Below are 24,912 nucleotides of genomic sequence, written 5' to 3' on the forward strand. Positions count from 1 at the left end.
ACTCTCCGTATTCAAGAGACTAGACCTGGTATCGGTCGATCAATTTCGAAAGGGTCTGCCCCATATCTTTAAGCCCCTTAGCCGAACTCTCGACGTCCTTCATACCGGCCAGGTTCTGAATTCCCGCTTCTTTGACGTTCTCCATGGCTATCAGCACCTGATCCACGCCGTCGAGAAGCTCGTTGTTAGATCTAGCTATGACGGTAGCGGCCTGAGACATTTCCCCGAACCCCTTGGTGATCTCCTGGATAGAGGCCCTGGAGGGAACGGCGTCCTTTCCTCCCTCCTCCACCGCCTTGGCCCCCTGTTCCGTCGCCATTACGGCGGCATCGGTAGCCTTCTGGATATCCCTGAGTATCTTCTGGACCTCCTTGGCCGACTGCTTGGACTGCTCGGCCAGGGCCTTTATTTCCTGGGCCACAACAGCAAAACCTCTGCCTTCCTCCCCGGCCTTGGCGGCCTCCACCGCGGCGTTCACCGCCAAGAGGTTGGACTGCTCCGCCAAATCCTCCACCGTGCCGGTGATCTCGCCGATCTCCTGGCTCTGCTCGCTCAGACGCACTATGGTCTTGGCGATGGAGTTCATCTGATCGCCTATTTTCTTCAGACCGCCCAGTAGTTTCTCGGTAGCATCCTTTCCCTTTTTAACCACTTCTATGCCGTTTTTGGCGCTCTCAGCCACGTCGGTACTCTTTTTATCGGTCAGCGCCGCGGTGGACCGCACCTCTTCCATGGTGGCGGTGGTCTCTACCACAGCGGTAGAGGTCTCCTCGGCACTGGCAGTCACCTGAGAGACAGCGGCGGATATCTGATAGGCCGAGGCCGAGAGAGAAGTGGAGACCTCCGCCATGGCCAGTATCTGCCGTCTCATATCCTCCGTGAGAGCCTGTATGGACCGGGCAAGCTCGCCGATCTCGTCTTCCCTTTCGAGAAACTCCTTCGGCACGTCCTCCCGAAGGTCTCCGTCCTTAAGCCTGACTATAAGAGCCACTCCCTCAGCGATGGGATGTGCCACGGACGAAATTATGCCGTATGCCAGCATAAATCCAAAGAGCCCTCCGAAGACAACAGCGACGAGGCTGACGGTAGAGAGATGATGGCCCAAACTCTGCTCCGAGGCCACCTCGATGTCTATTTCCTCGTTTATATCCGAGGCCAGACCATCCAACAGCTCTCCTAGGGAATCGGAGGTGGAGAGAATCGACAGCACCGCCGAGCCATACTTTTCGTAAAGGGTCTTTCTTTGACCGGAGGTATCGTTCAATATGGAGGCGATGATACGGTCAAGCTCATCGTGGGTACCCCGCCATTGTTTATAGACCTCTCCTATTTTTGACTTGTTAGCCTCGTCCACTCCGAGCCCTGCCGAAAGGGACATCAGATCGCTCCAAAGTCGGTCCATCCTGGAGGACAGATCCCTCCTCCTGTTGGCGATGCCGTTCAGCTCCCGGAGGTCCATGCCGTCTCTCACCGAGACGCTCTCCACCCTCAAAACCATCCTGTTGAATTCCAGATCCTTCAAAATCCTTATAGCCGGAATCTTGCTGTCCTTTATCTCCTCCATGGTATCGGATAGGCGGGATATACCGTAAAACCCCAATCCACCTAGGGCAAGAGCTATGGCCACCATCGCTCCGACCCCCCAAAGAACCTTGTCCTTCACTTTAAGTTTTTTCATAACAAAGCCTCCTGCAACTACAATTCTCCGTCTACGGACAATTTTTTATCGAAAAGTATCTTCGCCCCGTTCAACACTATAACGTCTCCGGATATCCCCGATATATAGTCCATAGCACCGGAGGAACTCGGTATGGGAGGAATCATAGAGTCGGAAGGCACGGTCATGACGTCCACAGGAGATCCCACCAGAAGGCCCATCTCCATCGAGTCGAAACTCAGCACAAGAACGAAACGGTCCGATTCGGTCTCGACCGGCACATCCAGAATAAGAGCCAGGTCGTTTACCGATATTATCCTTCCCCTCAAGTTCACCACCCCGACGATAAAACCGGGAACTCCGGGCAGCTCGGCAATCTCCTTGACCGGAAAGACCTCTCCGACCCAATCGGAGGATACGCCGTAGGTCTCCCGTCCCAATCTGAAGGTTATCAGTTCCTCCAATTTCTCCGACGACGCCCCCCTTTTAGAAGCCAGAACCTGAGCCCTACTTTCGAGAACAGCTGACACGTCCCTTCTCATATCACTCACCTCGCATCACAGATCCTTCAAAGCCGACAGCAGATCTCCCGCCGTGGCACCCTCTCCGTAGGGAACGGGCTCGTCCTCCGCCATCTGCAGCAGAAGCTCCTCCACATTTCTGATGTGTCTGGCCCGATCCCTATCGTTCGATTGGGACACCGCTATTCCAAGAAGGGCGAAATGGGCCATCACGAAAGACGGCCGGAGAAAAAGGGCCTTCCTGAGGCAATCCTTGGCGAAATCGAGCTCTCCCCTGTCCTGATATATCACCGACATCAGATAGTGGACGTAGGGATCGGTGGAGTTCTCCGATGAAAGACAGAGTTCCAGTGCCTCATCCGACATTCCCCTATCCGCCAAAGACCGAATCAGATCGCCGTCGCAGGACGGGACAGCCTCGACCTTCGGCTCGAACTCCGGTTCCGTTTCCGACTCGAGATCAAACCACACATCGGAAACAGCCTCGACCTCCGGCTCGATTTCCGATACGGCCGAATCCAGAAGATAACGCTCAGGAGGAGCAGAAGGCCCCTCCTCGACCGTGAAAAAGGTCTGTTCCCCCATTCTGACCGGGTGAAAGGAAGAACCGTCCAATATGGGAATCTCGCAGGCCGCCACGACCAGCCATCCATCCGGTGAAAGGGCCTCTCTGAAGCTACGAAGGACCTTCTTTCTGTTGGCCTCGTCGAAATACATCATCACGTTACGACAGAATATGACATCCATTTTGTCCTCCCGCCGAAGCCGAAGAGGACTCGAGGAAACCAGGTTGGCCGACTCGAAGGACACTCTGGACCTGTAACGATCTTTAACCTTGAAACGGTCGTCTCCGACGACATCGAAATATCGCGATATCTCGATATCGCTCATTCCTCGAAAGGACCAGCGACCATACATACCCTGACGAGCTTTTTTCAAGCTGTTTTCGTTAAGATCCGTTCCGTAAACCCTGAAACCTCCCGCCAGTCCCAAAATGGAATGATCCATTATCATGGCCAGTGTATAAGGCTCCTCTCCGGTGCTGCATCCGGCGGACCAGACGTTAATCGGCCTCTTAGCCCTGGAGGCCAGACGGGGAACGATCTCCCGACCAAAGGCATCGAGAGCCTTTCTATCCCGAAAGAAAAACGTCTCACCAACCGTTATGTGAGGCGAGATCATGTCCATAAAGGCCTTGTCCGACCTCTTCCGAATCAGACGAAAAACCTCCTCCGGTGTCTCCCCCAGCTTGCGAGAGAGCTCCCCGATCAAGGAGGCCGCCTTATCCCTGGCCTTTATTTCGTCCCACCCCATGACCAGTCCGAACCTGCGGGAAAAAAGGGAAACCACCGTATCCAGATCGGAATCGGACAACCGACCGAGAGCTTCGGACATTATCGGGCGACCCTCTCTGCCAGATCCATTATCTCCTCGGAGGACACCACCGACAGGGCAAAAATGTCGTCGTCGAAGACCATGGAGGCCATCCGATCCGACCCCGGCAGCTCGACGGGATCCTCCGAAAGGGAGACCACGTCGTCCACTCCGTCGACCCACAGGGCTACGGATTTGTCCTTCCAGGTAATCAGTATGAAACGATGGTCCAGCCCCATTTCTACCTGGGGCTCTCGATAGACACTGCGAAGATCGTAGAGCGGCACCCCTTCGCCCTCGACGTTGATCATCCCGGCCACCACCGAGTGGGGTTCGTTCAAAGGGGATACGGCCACCGCCGGAACTATTCTATCCACCTCGTGCACGGGGAGTGCAAAACTCCTGGAACCCACGTAAAATCTCAGAAAATACCCCATACGGACAGCCCCCTAAAAAGACATAAAACTAAAACAAGTATAGCACCCAAACAGCCCCGAATCGCCTAGACAGAGCCGGTTTAGCCTTATCTCCCCATGGCCTTGACATTGAAACTATGCTGAAAAAGGCGTAGAATAAACTTTATAAGCTATAAGCGAGGAGGTTCTTATATGTCGATAGGATCTGTAGGAAGCACCGTCGAACAGCAAAATCCATACTCAGAGCAAATAAAAAGGGCTCGAGACGAAGAAGCAGAGGGAAAGATCGACGGCAAGACAAAAGCGGAACCGGATAAAAACATCACATCGGCAGGAACGCAAGATAAATACATCCCAAGCGACGACGAGCAGAAACAGGCTTCCGGCGTTTACAGGATGGAAAAAGACGAAAACGGCAACCCAAAGGTTACCGTAGACACTCCCGCCACGGCTGAAAAGCAAACAGAGAAACAAGAGGAAAGTCAGGAATCTTCGAAAACCGGCGATAGCACACAAAAAAGCGGGAACAAACCGGAAAAAAACGACGACAAGAACTCATCGTCCTCTACAGTGAACACGGACAGCGTCGACGCGGAGATAAAGAAACTAAAGCAACAGAGGGCCCAGCTTCAAAAACAACTTCAAAACGCACAAGGAGACGAGAAACAGCGCAAAAGCATAGAAAAACAGCTCGCCCAAGTCGACGCAGAGTTATCGTTCAAAGACAGCGACGCCTACAGAAAACAACAGTCAACCTATACCGCCTAGCGAAGATCAGAGGCCCCGGCAAAGCCGGGGCCTCTGATCTTCTCTTTCCGTTCTCTACTTACAGGGCGAGTAGCCGCAGCTGAAACAGTACTCGCAGCCACCCACCATCTCCATGGGAGAACCGCACTCGGGACACTTGGGAACATTCTTCAACGTTTCGCCGCCCAGTCCGGAAAGCTTCTCCATGAGGATGGCTATACCGTCCGGGATCGAACGGACGACCCTGTCGTCGTCGCACTCGAAAAGCCAGTACTCCTTGCCGGAAATGCCCCTCAAGGTGGAAATGAAATCCTCCAGCCTGCCGCCGCTACGAAGACCTATGGAGATCACCCGGGACAGGGCCTCGGTCATGCTCTTCATCTCCGAACCGCTCTTGCCCAGAGACGCGAAGACCTCGAAGGGATCGTCGCCGTCGTAGTTTATGGTCACGTACATGCTGCCCCAGGGGGTCACGTCCTTTATCGTCTTGCCGAAAACGATGCTGCCCGGACGCTCCTTCACCTTGGAACTGAGGGGCCGTTTCTCCGGCTCGTCGGACTTCTTGGCCTCTATGGGCTGATCCGACCTGGAACCGTCGCGATATATGGTGATACCCTTGCATCCCATGCGGTAACAGTCCTCGTAGACCTGCCTGACGTCGTCCACCGTCGCCTCCGATGGCAAGTTCACCGTCTTGCTGATGCCGCTGTCCACCACGGCGGCGAAGATCCCGGTAACCTCCACGTGGGAATCGGTGCCTATGTCGTAAGCGGTGACGAAACGGGGGTCGGAGATCCCGCCGGTGCGACGGAACTCGTCTTTATGCTCCGCCGTCATCAGACGGTGGAAATACTCCCTCGTCTCGTAGCCTCCGTCCCCGGTGGCGGACATCACCTTTCTGCTCCAGCTCCAGGCGAAATTGGGCTCTATACCGGGGCTGGCGTCCAGCAACATCGATATGGACCCGGTCGGAGCCACGCTGAGACGACGGCTGGTTCTCATCCTGCCGGAGAAAAGGGCCTCCAGCACCTCTCGGACCAGCCCCATCCCGTCGCCTCTGTGAACCGAGGCGGCGCTCAAGAGGGCCTCCAGGGTGTTAACCAGTGTATAGGGAACCGTGTCGGTCCGCCTCATACGCTCCAGCAGCTCCCTGAAGCCGCCCTCGTCCATCCGCTCCAACCAACGGTCCACAGCATCGGGCAATCCGGCCTCGCAGCGGAAGCTCTCCATGAGGTCCGACACCAACCGATGCTCCGGGAAGGGATCCTTTCCCTCCTCAGACACTATCCTGACCGTGGCGGCCAGGGCCGCCGAGGCCATGGTTCCTCCCAGAGAGCGGCAGAACCGGTTGAAGCTCTCCGAACCGTAGGAGATCCCCAGCATTATGGCGGCGTCGGCAAGCCCCATCAGGCCAAGCCCTACGGGACGTATCATCTTGGTGCGCTCGGCGATCCGCTCCAACGGATAGGACGTGGCATCTATAACCAGATCGAGATAGTAGACCGACCGAAACACCTGATCCACGAAGGAATCCATGTCGAAGACAGCCTCTCCGCTGGACTCGCTTGACACGAAAGCCTCCAGGTTAACCGATCCCAGGTTGCAGCTGGTGTAATTAGGCAACGGCTGCTCGCCACAGTTATGGACGTAAAGCCCGTTGGCGTCGAAGGCGTTTACCCCCGGCACCTGAACGTCGAAAACCTCCTCCTCCCCACAAGGAACCAGGGAATCGAACATCACTTTCGATATCTTTCCTTCGCCGGAATGATCGTGAAGCCTCAAAATATTTCCCTCGGAAAGCTCTCCGGCAGGAATCCAGCTCCATTCTCCGTCTGTATCCACCATAACCTTATGATCGGCGGTTAGTTTTAGGGAATGTCCTTCCTTGGTCTTCAGCTCGAAGACGGGTTTTACGCCTGTGGAGAAAAAACCCTCCGTTTCGTGACCCTTGCCATCCACCAGCAGAGTCGTCGGCCTTCCGACCAGATTCACCGCCTGCTTGGGTCCCTCGTCGGTCATAACCCAGGTATCTCCGGTAACGCACGGATTGGTGGACTCTATGCGCCATTGGGGGTCTTTCTTCAGGATGTTGTCCACGTTGGCCCTGTCGCCGAAGAACACGCCGGGGTCCCCTCTGCGCCAGGCGTTGCGACACAGCTTATCCCACAGATCGGCGGCCTTTACCGTCTTGGCGACGGAACCGTCCGCCCTGGAACGGAGGTGGAAATCCCCTCCCTGGGCTGCCTTGGTCAGAAGCTCGTCCGAGACGGAAACGGAAATGTTGAAATAGGGCAGCTTGCCGTCCTCCACCTTGGCGTCCATGAAACGCTCCACGTCGGGATGATCGTCGTAAAGCATCCCCATCAAAGCGGCCCTGCGACGTCCTCCCTGGACCACCACGGAACCCATGGTGTTCCAGGTCTCCATGAAGGAAACCGGACCGCTGGCCTTGCCGCCGGTGCCTCCCTTTATATCCGAGCCGAACTCCCTCAGATTGCCGAAATTGCCGCCGACCCCTCCGCCGTACTTGCTTATGACGGCGGCGTCCTTTACCGAATCGAAAATCCCCTCGATGCTGTCCTCCACGGAAATGACGAAACAGGCGAAAAGCTGCTGGCTCTCGGTCTTGCCGTCTCTCACCGCCACGTAATCCGAATAGGACATATCGTCGGGCGACCGATAGATCAGCTCCGACATAGCCGGATCGACGGTCATACCGGCGGCGGCACCGAAAAGACAGGGGGAGTTGAACAGAAAACGACGGTTCAATATATCGGAGAAAAGATTCTTCTCGAGAACCCTGATCCAGTTCAGATCGTCCTCGCCCACGTATAAAGTCTCCACCGAGGCTATGACACGAGACACCCTTCGGGCGAACTCCTCGAAGGACGCCTCCTTTCGAACCTTCCCCTCCGCCCGGTCGTAGCGGCTCAGAAGATACCTCTGATCCAGCAGCCAGGCGGCGTTCTCCGACTGCCTCGGAATAAGGGGATTCTCCAACATATTCACGTCGACGGACGGATCGAAACGGTCCCTGTAGCGCCTATCCTCTTTGGTCATGATACATCCTCCATATCCTTAACACATCATAATTAGAGTGTAAAAACGAAAAATACCCCTACATATAGGGGCATAGACGACTTAACATCCTCATTATACTTCAAAAAAGGCGAGAGGCCCGGCATATTGACCGAGCCTCCCGCAAAAGAATCGCAACCACTAAAAACCGACCGCTACGACCAACTACCTCCGAATCAAAGGCAGAGCCCCCAACAACAGCAACAGAGCGCTCACGGGGGTAACGCCGACGGAACATCCGCCACCGCCGCCGGAAGAAGACTGAACATCTCCCTCGGAGGTCGTGCCGCCTACCACGAAGACATTACCCTTTGGAAAGGCGATATCGTTAGACTCGTTGTCGAACGACACCAAAAAATCTCTCCACGCCGACTCCACATCTCCGGAAATCGTAACCTCCACATCGTCTACCTGTATAATCAGTCGAGAGGCTTCTGCCTTATCGGAAACGAAAGAGACGGAAAGAAGAAAAAACGCGCAGAGCAGAAACAGAACTTTAAACATTCGGGAACAATATGATTTTGACACAAAAAAACCTCCTCGACCGCCACAGTGTCGGCAGGTTCATCGCCTGTGGATCAGTATATCACCATCTAAGCCGATCTTCCTTCCTCGCCCTTTACCTATCGGGGCACATATCGTAAAATCCAACTACAAAATTGAAACAATCAGCGACACCCCTGGAGCAGGAAGCCGGTGAAAAACCGGCACAGCCCCGCTACGGTAAGGCCGACGAAGAGGACACTATGCCACTGACCGAAAGGTCGGGAAGGCGTCCTCCGAGGAAGAAGCCGAGTCCGGACACTCTCCAGCCAGGTTCGAACCGTTCGTCTCTTCGAGGGAAGGGACGGCCATTTTTGTTGAGGAGGTAAAAGAATGAAAACCGTCATCCGCTCTGTATCGTCTCTACTGACGGCAATAACCCTGATCTTCCTGTCCCTCTCCCCGGGATGGGCCGATCCCATGCTTCTCTACGTCACCTGCGACAGCGCCTACACCGCCGGAACCTTCGGGTCGGTGGACTCCATCAAGGGAACAGTAACAGCCACGCCAGACCGTATAGTTAACCTGAACGGCGACTCAAAGGTGTTTACCTACAGCCACGACGGCTCCCCCTACGTATGGGTCGCCAACGGAAGCAGCTGGGGAACCGACCAGGACCTGGACCAGGTGTACGTGTACCCCCTGGGATCCTACGACGACGGCAGCCGAATCTTCGCAGGCAACAGAGGCACCAACGTCTACGACCTGGCATCCCACAACGGCAGGGTCTATCTGGCCAACTACGCCAACCTCAGCATGTCTGTCTACCAGGGAGACGACCTCTCCAGATTAGAGTCTCTATGCCTGGACTTCTCAACCATACTTCCCAAATACGTTCCGAACTACGTAACAGGTTACTTCAACGCCATGAAAATCGTCGACGGCTATATCTACGCCCTGTTCATGTGCTCCGACAGTCCCTCGGACTACTACGGCAACGACGGCCCGGGCGTACTCCTCAAAATAGATCCTCAGGACAGCTCGGTACAGGCCTACGCCAAGGTCGGCAAAAACGCCAAACACATCAGCCACTATAACGGAGCCATCTACGTCACCTGCTTCGGCGGCTCCATGGGCTACGGCAACGTCGCCCCCACAAACGAAACCAGAATAGACAAAGTAAACATAACCACCGACTCGGAGGAAATGCCGGTAACCACCTTCCTGGGCAAAGACGACATAACTAAAGGGGTGGGCGAACACTACGCCTTCGAAAACTTCATGGTGGACGACGGAGGCACAGCCTACTTCATAGCCTACCTCAACGACGGAAGCTGGCCCTCGGTCAACAAACTCTGCAAAATCGACATGGCCAAGCCCTCCGAAATGCAGACTGTCTACACCGGCCCCTGGATGAACGCCTCCGCCATGGACAGAGAGAGAGACATCATGTGGATATCCTGCCGGGGAACCGGAGAAGGAGACAGCTACATAAAGGGATTCGACCTCAAAGGCGACCAGATAGCCTCCTTCGACGGATCCGACCTGGGCAACATGCCCTACTCCCTGGCGATCGTTCCCATCTCGGCTGGAGGAACCGCCCCTGCCAAGGCCTCCATACTGTCTCCCGCCGACGGAGCGACCGTCTCGGCCGACGCCGTGACCTTCAAATGGTACTCGCCCGACGGAAGCGACGGCAAGAAATACTCGATCCACCTCGGAACCGCCGCCGACGAGCTCTATCCCGTTCTGGTGAACTCGGCCAAAACCGAGATAGATCCCGGCACGGTAAACCTCCTCTCCGGCAAAACCTACAGCTGGAGGGTTGACGTAACGGCAAACGACAAAACCACCAAGGGCGACCTATTCAGCTTCAAGACCGCTTCCGAAGCCTACGTCGTATCGCCCGACATGGGAGTGGCCTTCCTGGACGACTCCATAAGCACCGACATCGTCAGCTACGACAGGGCCGAACTGGAGCAAAAGGACATCTCGATACAGGTCGCCTCGGCGGACGTTCCTCTGGCCGGATCGAACGAAACCTATTTCAGAGACGAATCTCGCAAAATAGAGATAACCCTCTCCGACGACACGGGCATCTACAGAACCCCCACCATGGAAGTATGCCTGTCGGTGGACCTGAAGACCAAGGCACCGGACACCTACGAAGAGATCAAAGACGAAATCGCAGGAGGATCGGGAACGCTGGTCAAGGCCGTACTGACAAGAATGGCCTTCTACAAGCAAATACAGGGAACCACCTACGACCTGGCAGCCCTGGCTAAGGAGCAGGACTCGGCCGACTACGACAAATACTTCTCCGTGGAGATGAAAGGCGGCATCCTGTCCATCACCACGAGGATAGTGCTCACCAACGCCGACGGAGGATCGAACGTCGTATCGACCAAGGAATCGGGAACCGACCGATTTTTCCTCGTCCACTGCGACAGCAAAACGGAGAGCGGAAAAACCGTCTTGATAGACCCGCTCTGGCTGGGCATAAAGGACACCTCCTCGGACGACCCCGGTAAAACCGGCGTATCCGGAGGAGGCTGCAACGCCGTCGGCTTCTCCGGCGGAACTCTGAGCCTTCTGCTGCCCCTTCTGATACTGCTGAAGAAACGCTAGAAAGGTACCGCTGAAAAAGGGAGGGCGAAGACATCGCCCTCCCTTCACATAGGGAGGACCACATGAAAATCGGAAAGAAAACGAAAAGGGGAACCCTGGCCGCCCTGACCATAGCGACAGCCACAGCCGTGACCGTTTCCTCCTGGGCCACGGAGACAACCGTATCTCCCGTCGTCGTCACAGCCTCCACCCTCATGGAGGACCAGGAAAAATCCGCCGGCTCCGTAACGGTCATAAAACCGGAAAAGACCAAGGGAGAGTTCAAAACCCTGCCGGACCTGCTGGAACAATCGGCGGGGATACACGTCATAGAGGCAAAGGGAAGAGGAGGCTACTCGGTAGCGTCGGTGAGGGGAAGCACCGCTGCCCAGGTAGCGGTCTACGTGGACGACATACTGGTAAACCTGGGAAGTGAATCGGCGGTGGACCTGTCGGCCATACCGGTGGAAAACGTCGAAACAGTGGAGATCTACCGAGGCTACATTCCGCCTAAATTCGGCGTAGCCGGAATGGGTGCGGTCATAAGCATAACCACGAAAAGGCCGGAAAAAGGACAGGGATCGGTAACGGCAGGAGCGGGATCCTTCGGAGAAAGACGACTAAGCGGCAACTACGCCACCCCGGTAGGAGAGGGCAAACTCTCCATGGCCTTCGAGCTGGGAACCGCCGACGGAGACTTTCCCTACACGAACCGCCCCGTTCCGGGCAACCCGTCCTTGAACTACGACACCTACAGGACCAACAACGGATGGGACGACAGAAGCCTTGCCCTCCGCTGGGAAAACTCCGACTGGGACCTGGGCTACTCCTACAAAAACAGAGACAGAGACATACCCATGCCAGCCCCGGGATACGACAGCACATCGACCAAAATAGCCAGAACCGACCAGACCACCACAAGGCAGGACCTTTTTCTGGGCAAAAACCAGGGAGACTGGGAATGGCGGATCTCCTACGGAACCCAGGACAAAACCTTCAGGGACCCCGACGGCGACCTCGACTCGATCGTACCGGGCAACCACCGCACCGAATACGACACGGAAAGGCTGAACGCCGACCTGAACGGATCGTTCCTGGCGGGAGAAAGACACTTCTTCGAATGGGCCGCCCGATGGGGACAGGAAACCCTGGACATATCGGAAGACGAAAACTACTTTCGGATAAACAAAGACCTGAAAAAATACCACTACAGCCAGCACTCCGCCTCCGCCACCCTGCAGGACACTATAATCCTGGACGAAATGGGAAACCTCCTACTGATACCTATGGTGAGATGGAACTACCAGGACGACGAGGACCACACATCGTGGAGCCTGGGGCTGAACTGGAAACCCGGAAACGACTGGCTGGTCAAGGCAACCTACGGCAGATACAACAGAGCCCCGAACATGTACGAAAAATACGGCGACGGAGTCGGCATAGCTCCCAACACCGACCTGGAATGGGAAGAGGGAACCCACTACGATCTGGGGATACACAAAACCTGGGAAGGGGAAAACTGGAGCGGCAGAACCGGCCTGACGGCCTTCGTCCTGGACACTGAAAACCTCATAGAGTTCATACAGCTCAACCAACGCTACAGCATGTACCGCAACATAGGAAAGGGACACGTCGAAGGGCTTGAGCTGGAAAGCGCATTCGACTGGGGAAGATGGAGACTAAACCTGGCCTGCACCTGGATGGACGGAGAAAATCGCTCCGCCGGAGTCCGAAACGGCAAAAAGCTGAGAAACCGTCCGGAGCTGGCCTGGTTCGCCAGACTCACCCACGACCTTAGCGAAAAAACACAGATCTTCGGCGAATACACCTTCACCGGAGACAACTACTACAGCGACGACGACACGGCGGTCTACGACGACCTATCCATAGTCAACGCCGGAGTGAGATACAGACTGAACGACGACAGCCTTCTGGTCTTCGGGGTGGACGACGTCTTAGACGAAGGCCCGGAACGGATGATAGTTCCCGCCCCGGGCTACTACGGCAACGAGAGGCAGCCCTGGTATCCCCTTCAGGGACGGACCTTCCACCTCTCATACTCTCTCAAATTCTGAAAAACCGACGGGACCCTACTGAACCCCCAAAAGGGCCCCGTCCTCCTTAACCCTGTACTCGCCGGTTATGTAATCGTACAGACTGTGGCTGCGGAGCACCTCGTCGTGATAGGACGGCCTGCCCCTCAGGGAACGGCCGTAATCGTCCAGGGCAAGATAGAGATTACGCCTAAGCAGCTCCGGTCTAAGCTGCCCCAGCAGCTGCTCCGGCGTCTTCCAGGCACCGGGAATGCGACCGCCGTTGTATATCCAGGCCGAGTTTATCCTCATATCCTGATGCCAATACTGAGCGCTCTCGGTTCCCCACCAGGCATCGGCGGGAATATCCAAAACGGCACCAGTCTTGGTGTAGTTCTCCCCGGGAATCTTGTTTTCCGTAACCCTGTAATAGAGCCCTATGGAAAGATCGTCCCAGTTCCTGGTCGCCTGAAGATTGTAGCCCATATCGCCGTCTACGAACTTTCCGTACTCGGCGGTCAGATCCACGTTGTAGGGCATAACGGTGTAGTTGGCCTGAGCCCACCACACGGACCACCACTCCCCGTCATAGGGTATATTAGTAGGTTGAGATATCCAAAGCTGATTATCCGAAAGCCCTGCGAAACTATAGGGATCCCTCTCGTGCAAGAGACTGTATCGTCCGCCGACCCACCAGGTGCCGTCTTTGCCGTACCAACGACCCCAGAGATTGGCCCCGAACCACATATCGTCCAGCCACCCAACCTCGGCCAAACCGTACACCCCGTCGCCGAAACGATGCAGATAGCTGAAAACCCCTTTCCAGATCCTGGTCTCGTCGTTCACCTCCGTCTCGAACCACTGATCTATATCGTTGGCGAAGGGTTGACGCACGTCCAGATGGGCCGCCATACCCTCGGAACTTCTCCAATCGTAAACGTAGTCCACGCTCCAACGAGACATGAAAAAGGGCTTGGTAGTCTTTCTGTCCACCCTGAGATCCGCCGTGAGCATTACCTTGAAGGCGTTCTGTCCCTTGTGAAGGGTCTCTCCTGGCTTTCTGAAGAAGGTCCATTCCTCGTCGGGAGCCACGGAAAAACGGCTTCCCCTGGCCCAGCGGACTTTCGCCATATTCCCGTCGTGACGGTTCAGCTGCCCCATCCTTAGCAGCCCGAGCTGAGACCCAGGCACGTCCAACCTGACTATCGGAACCCCTCTGACCCTGGGCACGAAGGCCACGAAATCCACATCCCAGGGAATCAGCCAAGAAGACATGACCATAACCCTGGCCAGTGCCTCGGCCTGAGAACTGTAGCCGATGTTCTCGTAGGCCACCAAAACCTTCCTGTCTCCGACCAAAACGTTTACATCTCGAACCCCGATGGAGCTTCCCACTGCCTCCACCAGATTCAAGGACATATCCTCGGCGGAAACCTCGTCCCAGGAAAGAACCTCGGCGTCCTCGGGCTTGGCCATCCTCTTCTTTCTTCCTCCGAGGAAATTCTTGTGAACGTCGAAGGAATAGGAAAGAGCCCAGCACCACTCGTTCCCTCTCTGACGGCTCAAGGACAGGCTCAGATCTTCCCAGGAGGCCACCAGACCGTAGTTGAAATCGGAGGTGGGGTTTTCCTTCAATATCCTTGTTCCGGACACCCTGTCTCCCGAATAATCCAAATTACCGTACTCAGCCTTGAACTTCAGCCAGTCCAGAGCCTGCCAGCTGAAACCTCCGAAAACACCGTTGTAACGATCGGAACCGTAACCTACCGTCAAGGCCCAATCGTTCAGATTCCAGGTGGCGACGGCATACTTGGCGTCGGTTATCTTGGTTCCCGATATGTCGGTGGCCCCTACGGCAAAGCTGGGAATCCACCCCTTCTGGCCGTAAAGCAGAAACTTCACGTCTATGGCCTTGTCCACATAGTAATCCCACACCGCCATTGGAACGGTACGAAACTCGGTCAGACGAAAGTTGAACTCCATCCATGGCAAAAGCCCCATGTTCACGTAGTAGGGAGAATAGGGATCATAACGTCCAAAACCGACCCATCCTCTGCCGTCTCCGGGAACCTCCGCCGTAGGATACTCCCATAACCCGGCAAACCCTCCGTTGGACGGACTGACGGCAAAAACGGGGCAGACGAACAAAGATAAAGATAAAAACGCCAGGGCCAAAGATAAAAACGCCCTTTTCATAGTCCACATACCTCCCATGTCCCGAACGAAAGGGGATCAGATGGAACAAGCATATCAAAAAAGCCCCCCGTTAGGGGGGCTGCGACGTCGCGTGTTTGGAAAAATTACTTCTTCAGGAAGAACAGAGGCAGACCAAGAAGCAGAGCCATAGGAGCGAAGCCTACGTTACAGCCGCTGGAGGAATCGCCGCCGCTGGAAGTAGCGGTGGTCTTGGCGAGAACCACGTCCGCCGTGGTGAAGAAGTACTTGGGACCGTTGACGGTCACCTTGACGGCCTTATCGTCGGAGATAGCCTCGGCGGTAACCACCGGATCGCCGTACCAGCTCTTGGCTTTGAGATCATAGCTGGTTTTGTCGATAAGGAGAGTTCCATCGTAGTGGGCCTGCATAAAGGCAGCGTTAACCTTGGTGGCATCCATGGAGACGATGATCTCCATCTTATCCACGCTCGCAAGATCGCTGCTGACAGCGCTCATCTGGAACATGGTTGCGGGAGTAACGATCTTGTCGAGGCTCTTTCCGCCAACGTAGACATAGCTGGGAATGAAGTTATTACCAGTGATCAGCTTGTTGATGGCATCGGCCACCTCGGTCTTGTCGGAGGATACGGTGATATCGACACTCTTGGTGGTAGTGGTAGGCTTTTCGATAACCACTACGTCGCCGGAGGTAACCGGCTTAACAGAAGGCTTCGTGGGATCATCAGTGGGATTGTGCGGATCGTGAGGATCGGCAGCCAACACCACGCCTGCCATGGACAGAACCACGGCTACGGCCAAAAGGCTTACAAGAAACTTCTTCATACAACAACACCTCCGTAAAATATGTGCTTCGTATTCAGGCATTAAAACGACGCGACGCTTAGAATATACCCTGTTCCGCCCTTGGTATCAAGTATTTCAACCAAAAAAAAGTAAAAAAAACGCATACATGAAAACAGACCTAGCGTAATATACCGTGAACGCATATAATCGACCCATCGTCTTGGATCTAAACTTGGGAGGGATTACCCTGTGTTTCATACACAATCTAAAGTTAGAGGTTTCATAACATCCGTAACTGCGGCACTGGCTTTATCGTTTTTATTCGGCACCACCGCCCTGGCGGAAACCGACGGCGGATCCGCCGGCCCGGACATAGCGGCTATGCAGGCCATAGCGGCACCCAATCTTGTAAAAGACGACAACTCATACATGGAAGAACCGGATGTCGTATCGGAAGACAAAACACTAAAAGATAGACAGACAGAGCCCTTCTCAGAGAAAAACCTGTCGCAAAACCAGCAAGAACCGGAAGACTTTCTGCTTGGAGGAGAAAAAAACCGCTTCACGTCCAGATTACCCCGCTACGGCGACAGTTTCTTCAAAACCCCTCAGTCCACCTTCGCCCCGGTCCAAAACGTTCCGGTAGGTCCGGACTACGTGGTTGGTCCTGGAGACGAAATCCGCGTCTCCGTCTGGGGCCTGGAGGAAAGACACTTCTCCGTAACTGTGGACAGAAACGGATCCATATCCCTGCCGGTGGCGGGGGTAATAGGAGCGGCAGGGCTGACCTTCGAACAGCTCCAAAACGCCGTCGAGAGAGCCTACGCCCGTTTCCTAAACGAATTCGACATAAACGTAACCATGGGCAGGCTGCACTCCATAACGGTATACGTAACGGGCAACGCCAGACGCCCCGGAGCCTACACAGTATCCTCTCTGTCAACACTGGTCAACGTACTTATGGCGTCAGGAGGCCCTTCCAGCTCGGGAACCATGAGAAACATACAGCTTAAGAGGAAGGGAAAAACCATAAGCACCTTCGACGCCTACGACCTCCTGATGAAAGGCGACAAAAGCAAAGACGCCAGAGTCATGGCGGGCGACGTCATATTCATACCCACAGTAGGAAACCTGGCGGCCATAACAGGAGACATCCGCACCCCAGGGGTCTACGAGATGAAGGGAAAGAACATCCCTCTGGCCAAACTGATAGACATGGCCGGTGGACTCTCCCAGAGGGCCTACAAAGGCCGGGTCCAGATAGAAAGATTCGAAAAAGGACAGAGGCGCACCACTTTCGAGGGAGACATAATAAACCTGGCTCCGACCGCCCAAGGAGGAATAGAGCTCCAAAACGGAGATCTAGTTCGCATATACCCGGTGCCGAAAACCCCGAAAATCATGGTCACCGTAGCGGGAGCAGTTCCTCAGCCGGGACGTTTCGCCATAACGGAGGGACGATCCAGAATATCGGACATACTGAAAAGAGCGGGCAGTCCGCTATACATGGCCTCCGACATAGCGGAAATCAGCAGGGTCAAGGTAACGCAACAGGGCCCTCAAACAGAAATACTTCATGTAAACATAAAACAAGCACTGGAAGGATCCCCACAGGACAACATAATGCTGGAGATGAACGACTACATCTTCGTACGAACCATTCCGGAATGGGACTTGTATAAATCGGTCAAAATAGAGGGAGAGGTCAAATATCCCGGTGTCTACTCGATCTCCAAAGGAGAACCGCTCTCAAACGTCCTGGAAAGAGCCGGAGGCTTCACAGACAAAGCCTTCAGAAGAGGGGCCATCTTCACCAGAAAGGCGGAAAAGGAAAGACAGCAGGCCCACATAGACGAAACCATATCCAGACTGAGACAGGAACTGTCCATGGCCACGATGAACGCCGTCAACAGCGCCACGAAGTCGGACACGGCGGACGCAGCCAGGTCGCAGCTGGACATGCAGAAACAGTTCCTGGAAAACGTGCAGGGCCTCAAGGCCACGGGACGGATAGTCATAAGCCTGCCCAAAACCGTCGCCATGCTGAAAGGCACCCCCTACGACATAGAGCTGACCGACGGAGACAGGCTCATAATACCCACCAGGCCTAACACGGTGCACGTACTTGGAATGGTCCAAAGGGCCACCAGCCTTGTGTTCCGGCCGGGACAGCCCTTCAGCACCTACGTAAAGATGGCCGGAGGCTACGCAACCTACGCCAACTGGAAGAAAACCTACATACTGCGGGCCGACGGCAGCACCGTCCAGGCCTACAGAAAAAACAGACCTGCCATAGTGGAAGAAGGGGACGCCATAGTGGTGCCTCAGAAAATACTCAGCGGCATAGGAGCCAGACAGACAAAGGACCTCATAGAGATGATCTCTCAGATGGCCATGTCCTTCGCCGTGATAGACAACATAGTGAACGACTGACATGAAGGAGAGCAACCGAGAGATGGACGAAAACAAAACGCCCAGGCCCCAGGAATACTACGACGAAGACGAAATAGACCTGCTGGACCTGCTGCTGGTGCTGGCCAGAAGAAAATGGTTCATAATAAAGACAACCACCATCTTCGCCGTTCTGGCGATAGCCTATGCCCTCTTGGCCACACCGATCTACAGAGCGGAAACCCAGGTAATACCGCCTCAAAGCGGAGGATCCGGAGCCATGGCGGCACTGGCACAGATGGGGGTTCCCGACTTCGCGGCGGGAATGCTTGGGGTAACCACCCCCAGCGACACCCTGGTGGCGATAGTCAAAAGCCGCCCTGTGCTGGACAAAGTAATAGACAAATTCGGCCTGATGGACAGAGAACCGGAACCGGGGCTACCTCCGGTGGAGGCGATAAAAGAGGGAATCAAGACTCTGGCGGAAAAGCTCATGCCCAAAGGCGAACCAGGCGCGGAGGAACCGAAATTCAGGTCCGACGTAAGAATGAATTTGAAGAACGCAACCTCGGCCAACGCAGACACCAAAAGCGGCATAATAACCATCTCCGTCTCGGACACATCGCCGGACCTGGCGGCAGAGATAGCCAACGAATATGTGGCACAGCTTCAGGAACTCATGCAGAGCCTTGCCTTCAGCCAGGCCTCGCAGCAGAGGCTGTTTCTGGAAGACCAGGTAAAAGACGCCCAGTACAACCTTCTTCAGGCGGAAAGAAACCTCTCGGAATACCAAATACGAACGGGAATACTGGACGTAGGAGAACAGACCTCGGCTGTAATGGAAGGACTCATAAAGCTGAGGGCGGAGGTAACGGCAAAAGAGGTGGAGCTGAGGTCCACCCAGACCTTCGCCACGGCCAACAACCCCAAGGTAAAAAGGCTGCAATCGGAGCTGGCAAGTTTGAAAGAACAGCTGAGGCGGATGGAGGCCAGCACAGGCTCCACCATGCCGTCGGACATATCCATAAAAGACCTTCCCGACGCGGGGCTGGAATACCTCCGATTGATGAGAGACATGAAATTCAACGAAACCCTTTACGGAATGCTGCTGAAGCAGTACGAAAGCGCCAGAATCTCCGAGGCCCAGGAACCAAGCGTGGTCCAGGTGCTGGCCCCGGCGGAACCCCCGGAAAAAAAGGATAAACCGAAAAAGAAACTCATAGTGGTCCTGGCAACGGTGCTCGGAGGCTTCATAGGGGTTTTCGGGGCCTTTTTGAAGGAGTTCGCAGCCAACGCCCAGTCCGATCCGGAACGCAGCGCCAAGATGACAGAGTTGAAGAAACACCTGAAACTCTTCGGAAGGAAAAACGGGAAATAGGGGGAAACCCCTATTTCCCGCCCGGGGATCCGTCGGGAGAATAAAAGGGTACGTAGAAAAAATCCCCGGGAGGGACCTAAATGATACGATACCTAAAATACATAAAATGGAGCCTTTTAGCCTTCGACACAGTCGTATACTGGGCCAGCGTTATATTCATAGGCAGGGAAAACTTCTTCTCCTTCTCCATGAGGGGCCTAAGCGCCTATGGATTCATATATCTGGTACTGATATTAGGGCTCTACTCCTTCAAAGGCTACGATCAGATAACCTTGATCAACGGAAAAAAAGAAAGCGCCGTAAGAACCGCATCGGCGGTGTTGGTATCCGGGGTATTCGCCGTAGGGATGGTGGCGCTTTTTCTACCCTTCTACGAGCTCAGACCATGGCGGTTTATGAAAGCCATGGGCACCTGCATGATAATCATGCCCCTGCTTCGAACGGCAATAGCACTGTACATAAAAAGAGTGTTCCCCTCTAAAAGATGCATAGTTGTAGGCGACAAAGCAAAATGGCACTGCCTGATGATCGAGATGAGCAACAGCCTGTCCAGAAAGTTCCTCCCAGTCGCATATTGCCAGGCAAACGTCGAGAAGCTGGAAAACTGCCTTGAAAAAAGGTCCTCCGCCACCTCGGTAGTAATAACGGAGGAAAGTACCCTGGACGACAAAAGCATAATGGACACACTGAAAAAATCCGACATAGAGATACACTATCTTCCCCATCTGGTGGAAAAGGTTCTAAAACGTATCCCCATGGAGGTGCTGGACTCTTACCGGTCCTACTACTCCATCTGCTTTCAGGACATATCCTCCAGACCGATAGAGAGATCCTTCAACCTGGCGGCGGCGGCCATTCTGTCCGTAATACTGGCACCGTTCGCGACAGCGGCAGCCATAGCCATAGCCTCGGACGACGGCAAGCCCATGCTGTTCAGACAAAAACGCACGGGCAAGGGAGGAGAACACTTCACCATTTACAAATTCCGGACCATGTCTCAGGCGGACGAAAAATGCCACGGCGACCCGGATCAGGACCTGTCCAGGCTCACCAAGGCGGGACGGGTAATCCGAAAACTAAGGCTGGACGAAATTCCCCAGCTTATAAACATAATAAGAGGAGACATGAACCTGGTAGGCCCCAGACCGGAGATAGATCGATTCGTTAAAATGTGTTCCGGATCCATCCCCTTCTACGAAGACAGACACAGAATAAAACCGGGGATAACCGGATGGGCCCAGATAAAGTATCGCTACACCTCGGACCTGGAGACCTACAAAAGCAAAACCGAATACGACCTATACTACGTAAAAAACCAGAACATACTGTTGGACCTGACGATCATCCTAGCCACCGTTGGGACAATGGTCGGGATGAAGGGAGCTAAATAATGGGTCACATGAAATCTGTCGCTATAATAGGAACAGCTGGCATTCCCGCAGCATACGGTGGATTCGAGACACTGGCAGAAAACCTCACAAAAAAGCTATCCAATAAATTAAATTTTACTGTATTTTGCTCTTCCAAAATCTACGATACGAAAATTAAAAATCACAATAATTCCAAGTTGCGCTACATCAGACTAAATCCCAACGGAATTCAAAGCATCTTATATGACGCAATCTCAATCTTTAAGTCTATAGATAAAGATGTGTTATTGATACTAGGCGTTTCAGGATGCATGACATTGCCACTAATAAAAATCTTAAAAAGACGGCCAAAGATCATTACGAATATCGACGGGTTAGAATGGAAAAGAGAAAAGTGGGGGAAATACGCAAAAATATTTTTAAAAATTTCTGAAAGATTTGCCTGTAAATATTCTGATACAATCATAGCAGACAATAAAAAAATCCAAAACTATGTACTTCAAGAATACAACAAGAAAGCAACCCTTATAGAATATGGGGGTGACCATGCTTCCTCTGTATCTCCAGAATTAACCAACTACGAAAAGCCCTACGCTTTTTCTGTCTGTAGAATCGAGCCAGAAAACAACATAGACATCATGCTAAAGGCATTTTCAAAAACAAATCACAAACTAATGGTGGTAGGAAACTGGGAAAACAGCAAATATGGGCGCGAATTATTGTTAAAATACAAAAGCAAAAAAAACATATCATTACTATCCCCTATATACGACGAAAAAAGACTAAACGCCTTGCGATCCAATTGTTCCATTTATCTACATGGACACAGCGCAGGAGGAACAAATCCCTCTCTGGTGGAGGCCATGTGGTTAGGTCTTCCTGTTTTAGCTTTTGATATATCATACAATAGATATACAACCAATAACCAAGCTCTTTACTTTAAAAATCATCAAGATCTAGAAAAACTTCTTCAAGGCACAAGCAAAACAAGCTTTGACAAAATAGCCAGAGCAATGAAAGCAACCGCAAAAAAACGATATAGATGGGATCTCATAGCTGATAAATATTTATCGATATTTGAGGATTGATCATATGACAGATATACTCCTAACAGGCTGCAACGGCATGCTCGGACAAGAGGTCCATTCTCTTGCTAAGAAAACAAAAAATACCGTAATCGCAATAGATATTAAAGAACTGGATATAACGGAACAAGACACCACATCTTCATTCATACACATAAAAAAGCCTAACATAGTAATAAACTGTGCCGCCTACACCAACGTGGATGGTTGCGAGACCGACGAAGATAACGCTTTCAAGGTGAACGCCATTGGACCTCGGAATCTAGCCATGGCCTGTGAGGAGATAGGGGCTTCACTGGTCCATATAAGCACCGATTACGTATTTGACGGAACCCAAGAAACTCCTTACGACGAATACGACATACCTAGCCCTCAAAGTGCCTACGGCAGGACAAAATACGCAGGGGAAAGGCTGGTAGCTCACTGTTGCTCCAGGTCCTATATAATCCGTACAGCGTGGCTTTATGGTATTAAGGGTAAGAACTTCGTATCGACGATGCTTCAACTTGCAAAATCAGGAAAACCCCTTAAGGTCGTGGACGATCAGATCGGGAGCCCTACATACGCAAAAGACCTGGCTGAGGGGATCATGACTCTGGTGGAAAAGCCCAGATACGGCATATATCATTTCACCAATGCCGGTTTCTGTAGCTGGTACGATTTTGCTAAGGAAATATTCGATCAAGCTGGTCTGGAGGTAGATCTCTCTCGGTGTACCACCGATGAATTTCCTCGCCCCGCAAAACGACCTGCCTTTTCCAAGCTGAAAAACAACATGGGACCAGCCCAGGGATTACCCTCTCTAAGACCTTGGCAAGAAGGTCTTAGAGCATACTTAAACGAGATAGATTGCTAAGGAGGCCCATAACTATGAATTATTTAGTAACCGGCGGAGCTGGATTCATAGGAAGCAATCTGGTCCATTTATTGATCGAACAGGGACACGTCGTCACGGTTCTGGACGCCCTAACCTATGCTGGAAACATGGACTCTCTGGCGGATCTGGAGTGCAGGGGAAACTACGTCTTCATAAAGGGAGACATAGGCAATGCATCTTTGGTGTCGGAAATCCTTCGGGACAGGAACATCCAGGGCATATTCAACCTGGCGGCGGAAAGCCACGTGGACCGATCCATCGACGGACCGGCGGAGTTCATAAAGACCAACGTGATGGGGACCTTCGTCCTGCTGGAAGCGGTACGGGCTTACTGGAACGGCCTTCCAAAGCAGGATAAAGACGGTTTCCGTTTTCTCCACGTCTCCACCGACGAGGTCTATGGCTCCTTAGGGGACAGCGGTCTATTCACCGAAACCACCGCCTACGCCCCTAACTCGCCCTACTCTGCGTCTAAAGCGTCGTCGGACCACCTGGTCAGGGCTTACCACCACACCTACGGCCTGCCCACGGTCACCACCAACTGCTCCAACAACTACGGCCCCTACCAGTTTCCCGAAAAGCTTATCCCCCTGGTAATCCACAACGCCCTTGCGGGAAAGGACCTGCCTATCTACGGAGACGGCTCAAACGTCAGGGACTGGCTCTACGTCATGGACCACTGTAAAGCCCTGGCCACCGCCATGGAAAAAGGCACACCAGGGGAGACCTACAACATAGGTGGCAACAGCGAGAGGACCAACCTAACCATAGTCCACACCCTGTGCGACCTCCTGGACTCAAAGAGGCCGAAAGCCGACGGAAGCTACAGGGACCAGATAACCTTCGTCAAAGACAGACCAGGCCACGACAAACGGTATGCCATAGACGCATCGAAGATAAAAGAGGAGCTAGGCTGGACCCCTGATGAGACCTTCGACACCGGCATGGAGAAAACGGTCAACTGGTATCTGGACAACCAGGAGTGGGTAAACAGGGTAACCGACGGATCCTACAGGATGGAACGGCTGGGACTGGGGGATGTAGAATGATAACCAAAGGGATCATTCTGGCGGGAGGATCAGGGACAAGACTCTACCCTCTGACCATACCGGTCAGCAAGCAGCTGATGCCCATATACGACAAGCCGATGATATACTACCCCCTTAGTGTATTGATGTTGGCTGGCATCAAGGACATCCTTGTTATAACTACGCCGGAGGATCAATCCAGCTTCCAGAAGCTTATGGGCGATGGATCTCAGTGGGGTATATCTATATCCTACGAGGTTCAGCCAGAGCCCGGCGGACTCGCTCAGGCGTTTTTGATAGGGGAGAGGTTTATCGATGGCCAAGGATGTGCGTTGGTTCTAGGAGATAACATCTTCTACGGCAGAGGGCTTTCGGATATGTTGGAGAACGCCACCAATCAGCCTAGTGGAGCCACAGTCTTCGGATATCCCGTCAATGACCCTGAAAGGTACGGTGTCGTCGCATTCGACGAATCAGGAAAAGCGATAAGCCTTGAAGAAAAGCCGAGAGAGCCGAAATCCAACTTCGCAGTTGTGGGACTTTATTTTTACGACGAAAAGGTCGTGGAGATAGCCAAAAGCTTAAAGCCATCTCCCAGAGGAGAGCTGGAGATAACCGACCTCAACAGGGTCTACCTGGAAAAAGACGAGCTGAACGTGCAGGTATTAGGCAGGGGCTTCGCATGGTTGGACACAGGAACCCATGAAAGCCTCTTGGAGGCTGCCAACTTCGTGGAAACCATCCAAAAAAGGCAGGGCCTAATGATCTGCTGCCCAGAAGAAATTGCCTATCATAAGGGCTTTATATCCAAAGAATACGTGGAAAAGACAGCTCAGCCTATGAGCAAAAATGGCTACGGCCAATATCTGTTGAAGATAACGAAGGAAACAGGAGGCAAAGGATAACC

General features: G+C 53.5%; 18 protein-coding genes and 1 riboswitch. Of the genes, 10 read left to right on the forward strand and 8 right to left on the reverse strand.

The window, feature by feature from the left end:
- Window positions 1-19 precede the first annotated feature (19 nt).
- Genes L2W48_RS01905 through L2W48_RS01920 form a run of 4 tightly spaced genes read right to left on the reverse strand, consistent with a single transcriptional unit; the run spans window position 20 to window position 3,989 of the window.
- On the reverse strand, window positions 20-1,678 hold the full coding sequence (locus tag L2W48_RS01905; protein ID WP_236098931.1) for a methyl-accepting chemotaxis protein: 1,659 nt from the start codon (window positions 1,676-1,678) through the stop codon (window positions 20-22).
- Between the two features lie 17 nt (window positions 1,679-1,695).
- On the reverse strand, window positions 1,696-2,199 hold the full coding sequence (locus L2W48_RS01910; protein WP_236098933.1) for a chemotaxis protein CheW: 504 nt from the start codon (window positions 2,197-2,199) through the stop codon (window positions 1,696-1,698).
- 15 nt (window positions 2,200-2,214) lie between these two features.
- Complete coding sequence (locus L2W48_RS01915; protein WP_236098935.1) at window positions 2,215-3,573, reverse strand: CheR family methyltransferase; 1,359 nt, start codon at window positions 3,571-3,573, stop codon at window positions 2,215-2,217.
- A complete protein-coding gene (locus L2W48_RS01920) occupies window positions 3,573-3,989 on the reverse strand; it encodes a chemotaxis protein CheW (RefSeq protein WP_236098936.1) in 417 nt (138 codons plus the stop codon). The genes L2W48_RS01915 and L2W48_RS01920 overlap by 1 nt, the downstream gene beginning before the upstream one ends.
- Window positions 3,990-4,160: 171 nt before the next feature.
- Between L2W48_RS01920 and L2W48_RS01925 the strand changes: the two genes are divergently transcribed.
- Entirely contained in the window at window positions 4,161-4,736 is a 576-nt protein-coding gene (locus L2W48_RS01925) for a hypothetical protein (RefSeq protein ID WP_236098937.1), read from the forward strand.
- A 54-nt stretch (window positions 4,737-4,790) separates the two neighbouring features.
- Here L2W48_RS01925 and L2W48_RS01930 read toward each other — a convergent pair whose 3' ends face one another.
- Window positions 4,791-7,775: a ribonucleotide reductase barrel domain-containing protein gene (locus tag L2W48_RS01930; RefSeq protein ID WP_236098938.1), complete on the reverse strand. Its 2,985-nt coding sequence runs from the start codon at window positions 7,773-7,775 to the stop codon at window positions 4,791-4,793.
- 183 nt (window positions 7,776-7,958) lie between these two features.
- Window positions 7,959-8,321, reverse strand: coding sequence for a hypothetical protein (locus L2W48_RS01935; RefSeq protein ID WP_236098940.1), 363 nt, complete (start codon window positions 8,319-8,321; stop codon window positions 7,959-7,961).
- A gap of 136 nt (window positions 8,322-8,457) precedes the next feature.
- A riboswitch (cobalamin riboswitch) is annotated at window positions 8,458-8,620 on the forward strand.
- 49 nt (window positions 8,621-8,669) lie between these two features.
- Between L2W48_RS01935 and L2W48_RS01940 the strand changes: the two genes are divergently transcribed.
- Together L2W48_RS01940 and L2W48_RS01945 are read left to right on the forward strand one after the other, a co-directional pair.
- The gene (locus L2W48_RS01940; protein ID WP_236098941.1) at window positions 8,670-10,904 is read left to right on the forward strand and encodes a Synerg-CTERM sorting domain-containing protein; all 2,235 of its coding nucleotides are present in this window, start codon (window positions 8,670-8,672) and stop codon (window positions 10,902-10,904) included.
- Window positions 10,905-10,966: 62 nt separating this feature from the next.
- Window positions 10,967-12,958: a TonB-dependent receptor plug domain-containing protein gene (locus L2W48_RS01945; RefSeq protein ID WP_236098942.1), complete on the forward strand. Its 1,992-nt coding sequence runs from the start codon at window positions 10,967-10,969 to the stop codon at window positions 12,956-12,958.
- A gap of 15 nt (window positions 12,959-12,973) precedes the next feature.
- On the opposite strand, the gene L2W48_RS01950 is transcribed toward L2W48_RS01945, so the two are convergent.
- Window positions 12,974-15,112 (reverse strand): YjbH domain-containing protein, encoded by a 2,139-nt coding sequence (locus tag L2W48_RS01950; RefSeq protein WP_236098943.1) that lies wholly within the window; start codon window positions 15,110-15,112, stop codon window positions 12,974-12,976.
- A gap of 104 nt (window positions 15,113-15,216) precedes the next feature.
- Window positions 15,217-15,915: a Synerg-CTERM sorting domain-containing protein gene (locus tag L2W48_RS01955; RefSeq protein ID WP_236098944.1), complete on the reverse strand. Its 699-nt coding sequence runs from the start codon at window positions 15,913-15,915 to the stop codon at window positions 15,217-15,219.
- Between the two features lie 210 nt (window positions 15,916-16,125).
- Between L2W48_RS01955 and L2W48_RS01960 the strand changes: the two genes are divergently transcribed.
- From L2W48_RS01960 to rfbA, 7 genes are all read left to right on the forward strand, one after another.
- On the forward strand, window positions 16,126-18,309 hold the full coding sequence (locus L2W48_RS01960; protein WP_236098945.1) for an SLBB domain-containing protein: 2,184 nt from the start codon (window positions 16,126-16,128) through the stop codon (window positions 18,307-18,309).
- A 22-nt stretch (window positions 18,310-18,331) separates the two neighbouring features.
- Window positions 18,332-19,645, forward strand: a complete 1,314-nt coding sequence (locus L2W48_RS01965) for a GumC family protein (RefSeq protein ID WP_236098946.1) — start codon at window positions 18,332-18,334, stop codon at window positions 19,643-19,645.
- Between the two features lie 80 nt (window positions 19,646-19,725).
- Window positions 19,726-21,036, forward strand: a complete 1,311-nt coding sequence (locus tag L2W48_RS01970; protein WP_236098947.1) for a sugar transferase — start codon at window positions 19,726-19,728, stop codon at window positions 21,034-21,036.
- Between the two features lie 8 nt (window positions 21,037-21,044).
- A complete protein-coding gene (locus L2W48_RS01975) occupies window positions 21,045-22,103 on the forward strand; it encodes a DUF1972 domain-containing protein (RefSeq protein ID WP_236098948.1) in 1,059 nt (352 codons plus the stop codon).
- Window positions 22,104-22,107: 4 nt separating this feature from the next.
- A complete protein-coding gene (gene rfbD, locus L2W48_RS01980) occupies window positions 22,108-22,956 on the forward strand; it encodes a dTDP-4-dehydrorhamnose reductase (RefSeq protein WP_236098949.1) in 849 nt (282 codons plus the stop codon).
- Between the two features lie 14 nt (window positions 22,957-22,970).
- Window positions 22,971-24,026 carry a dTDP-glucose 4,6-dehydratase gene (gene rfbB / locus L2W48_RS01985; RefSeq protein WP_236098950.1) on the forward strand — a complete coding sequence of 352 codons (1,056 nt, stop codon included), beginning with the start codon at window positions 22,971-22,973 and terminating at the stop codon, window positions 24,024-24,026.
- On the forward strand, window positions 24,023-24,910 hold the full coding sequence (rfbA, locus tag L2W48_RS01990) for a glucose-1-phosphate thymidylyltransferase RfbA (RefSeq protein ID WP_236098951.1): 888 nt from the start codon (window positions 24,023-24,025) through the stop codon (window positions 24,908-24,910). The genes rfbB and rfbA overlap by 4 nt, the downstream gene beginning before the upstream one ends.
- The last annotated feature ends 2 nt before the right edge of the window (window positions 24,911-24,912 follow it).

Origin of the sequence: Dethiosulfovibrio russensis, assembly GCF_021568855.1 — a bacterium.
In the GTDB taxonomy this organism is placed as follows: domain Bacteria; phylum Synergistota; class Synergistia; order Synergistales; family Dethiosulfovibrionaceae; genus Dethiosulfovibrio; species Dethiosulfovibrio russensis.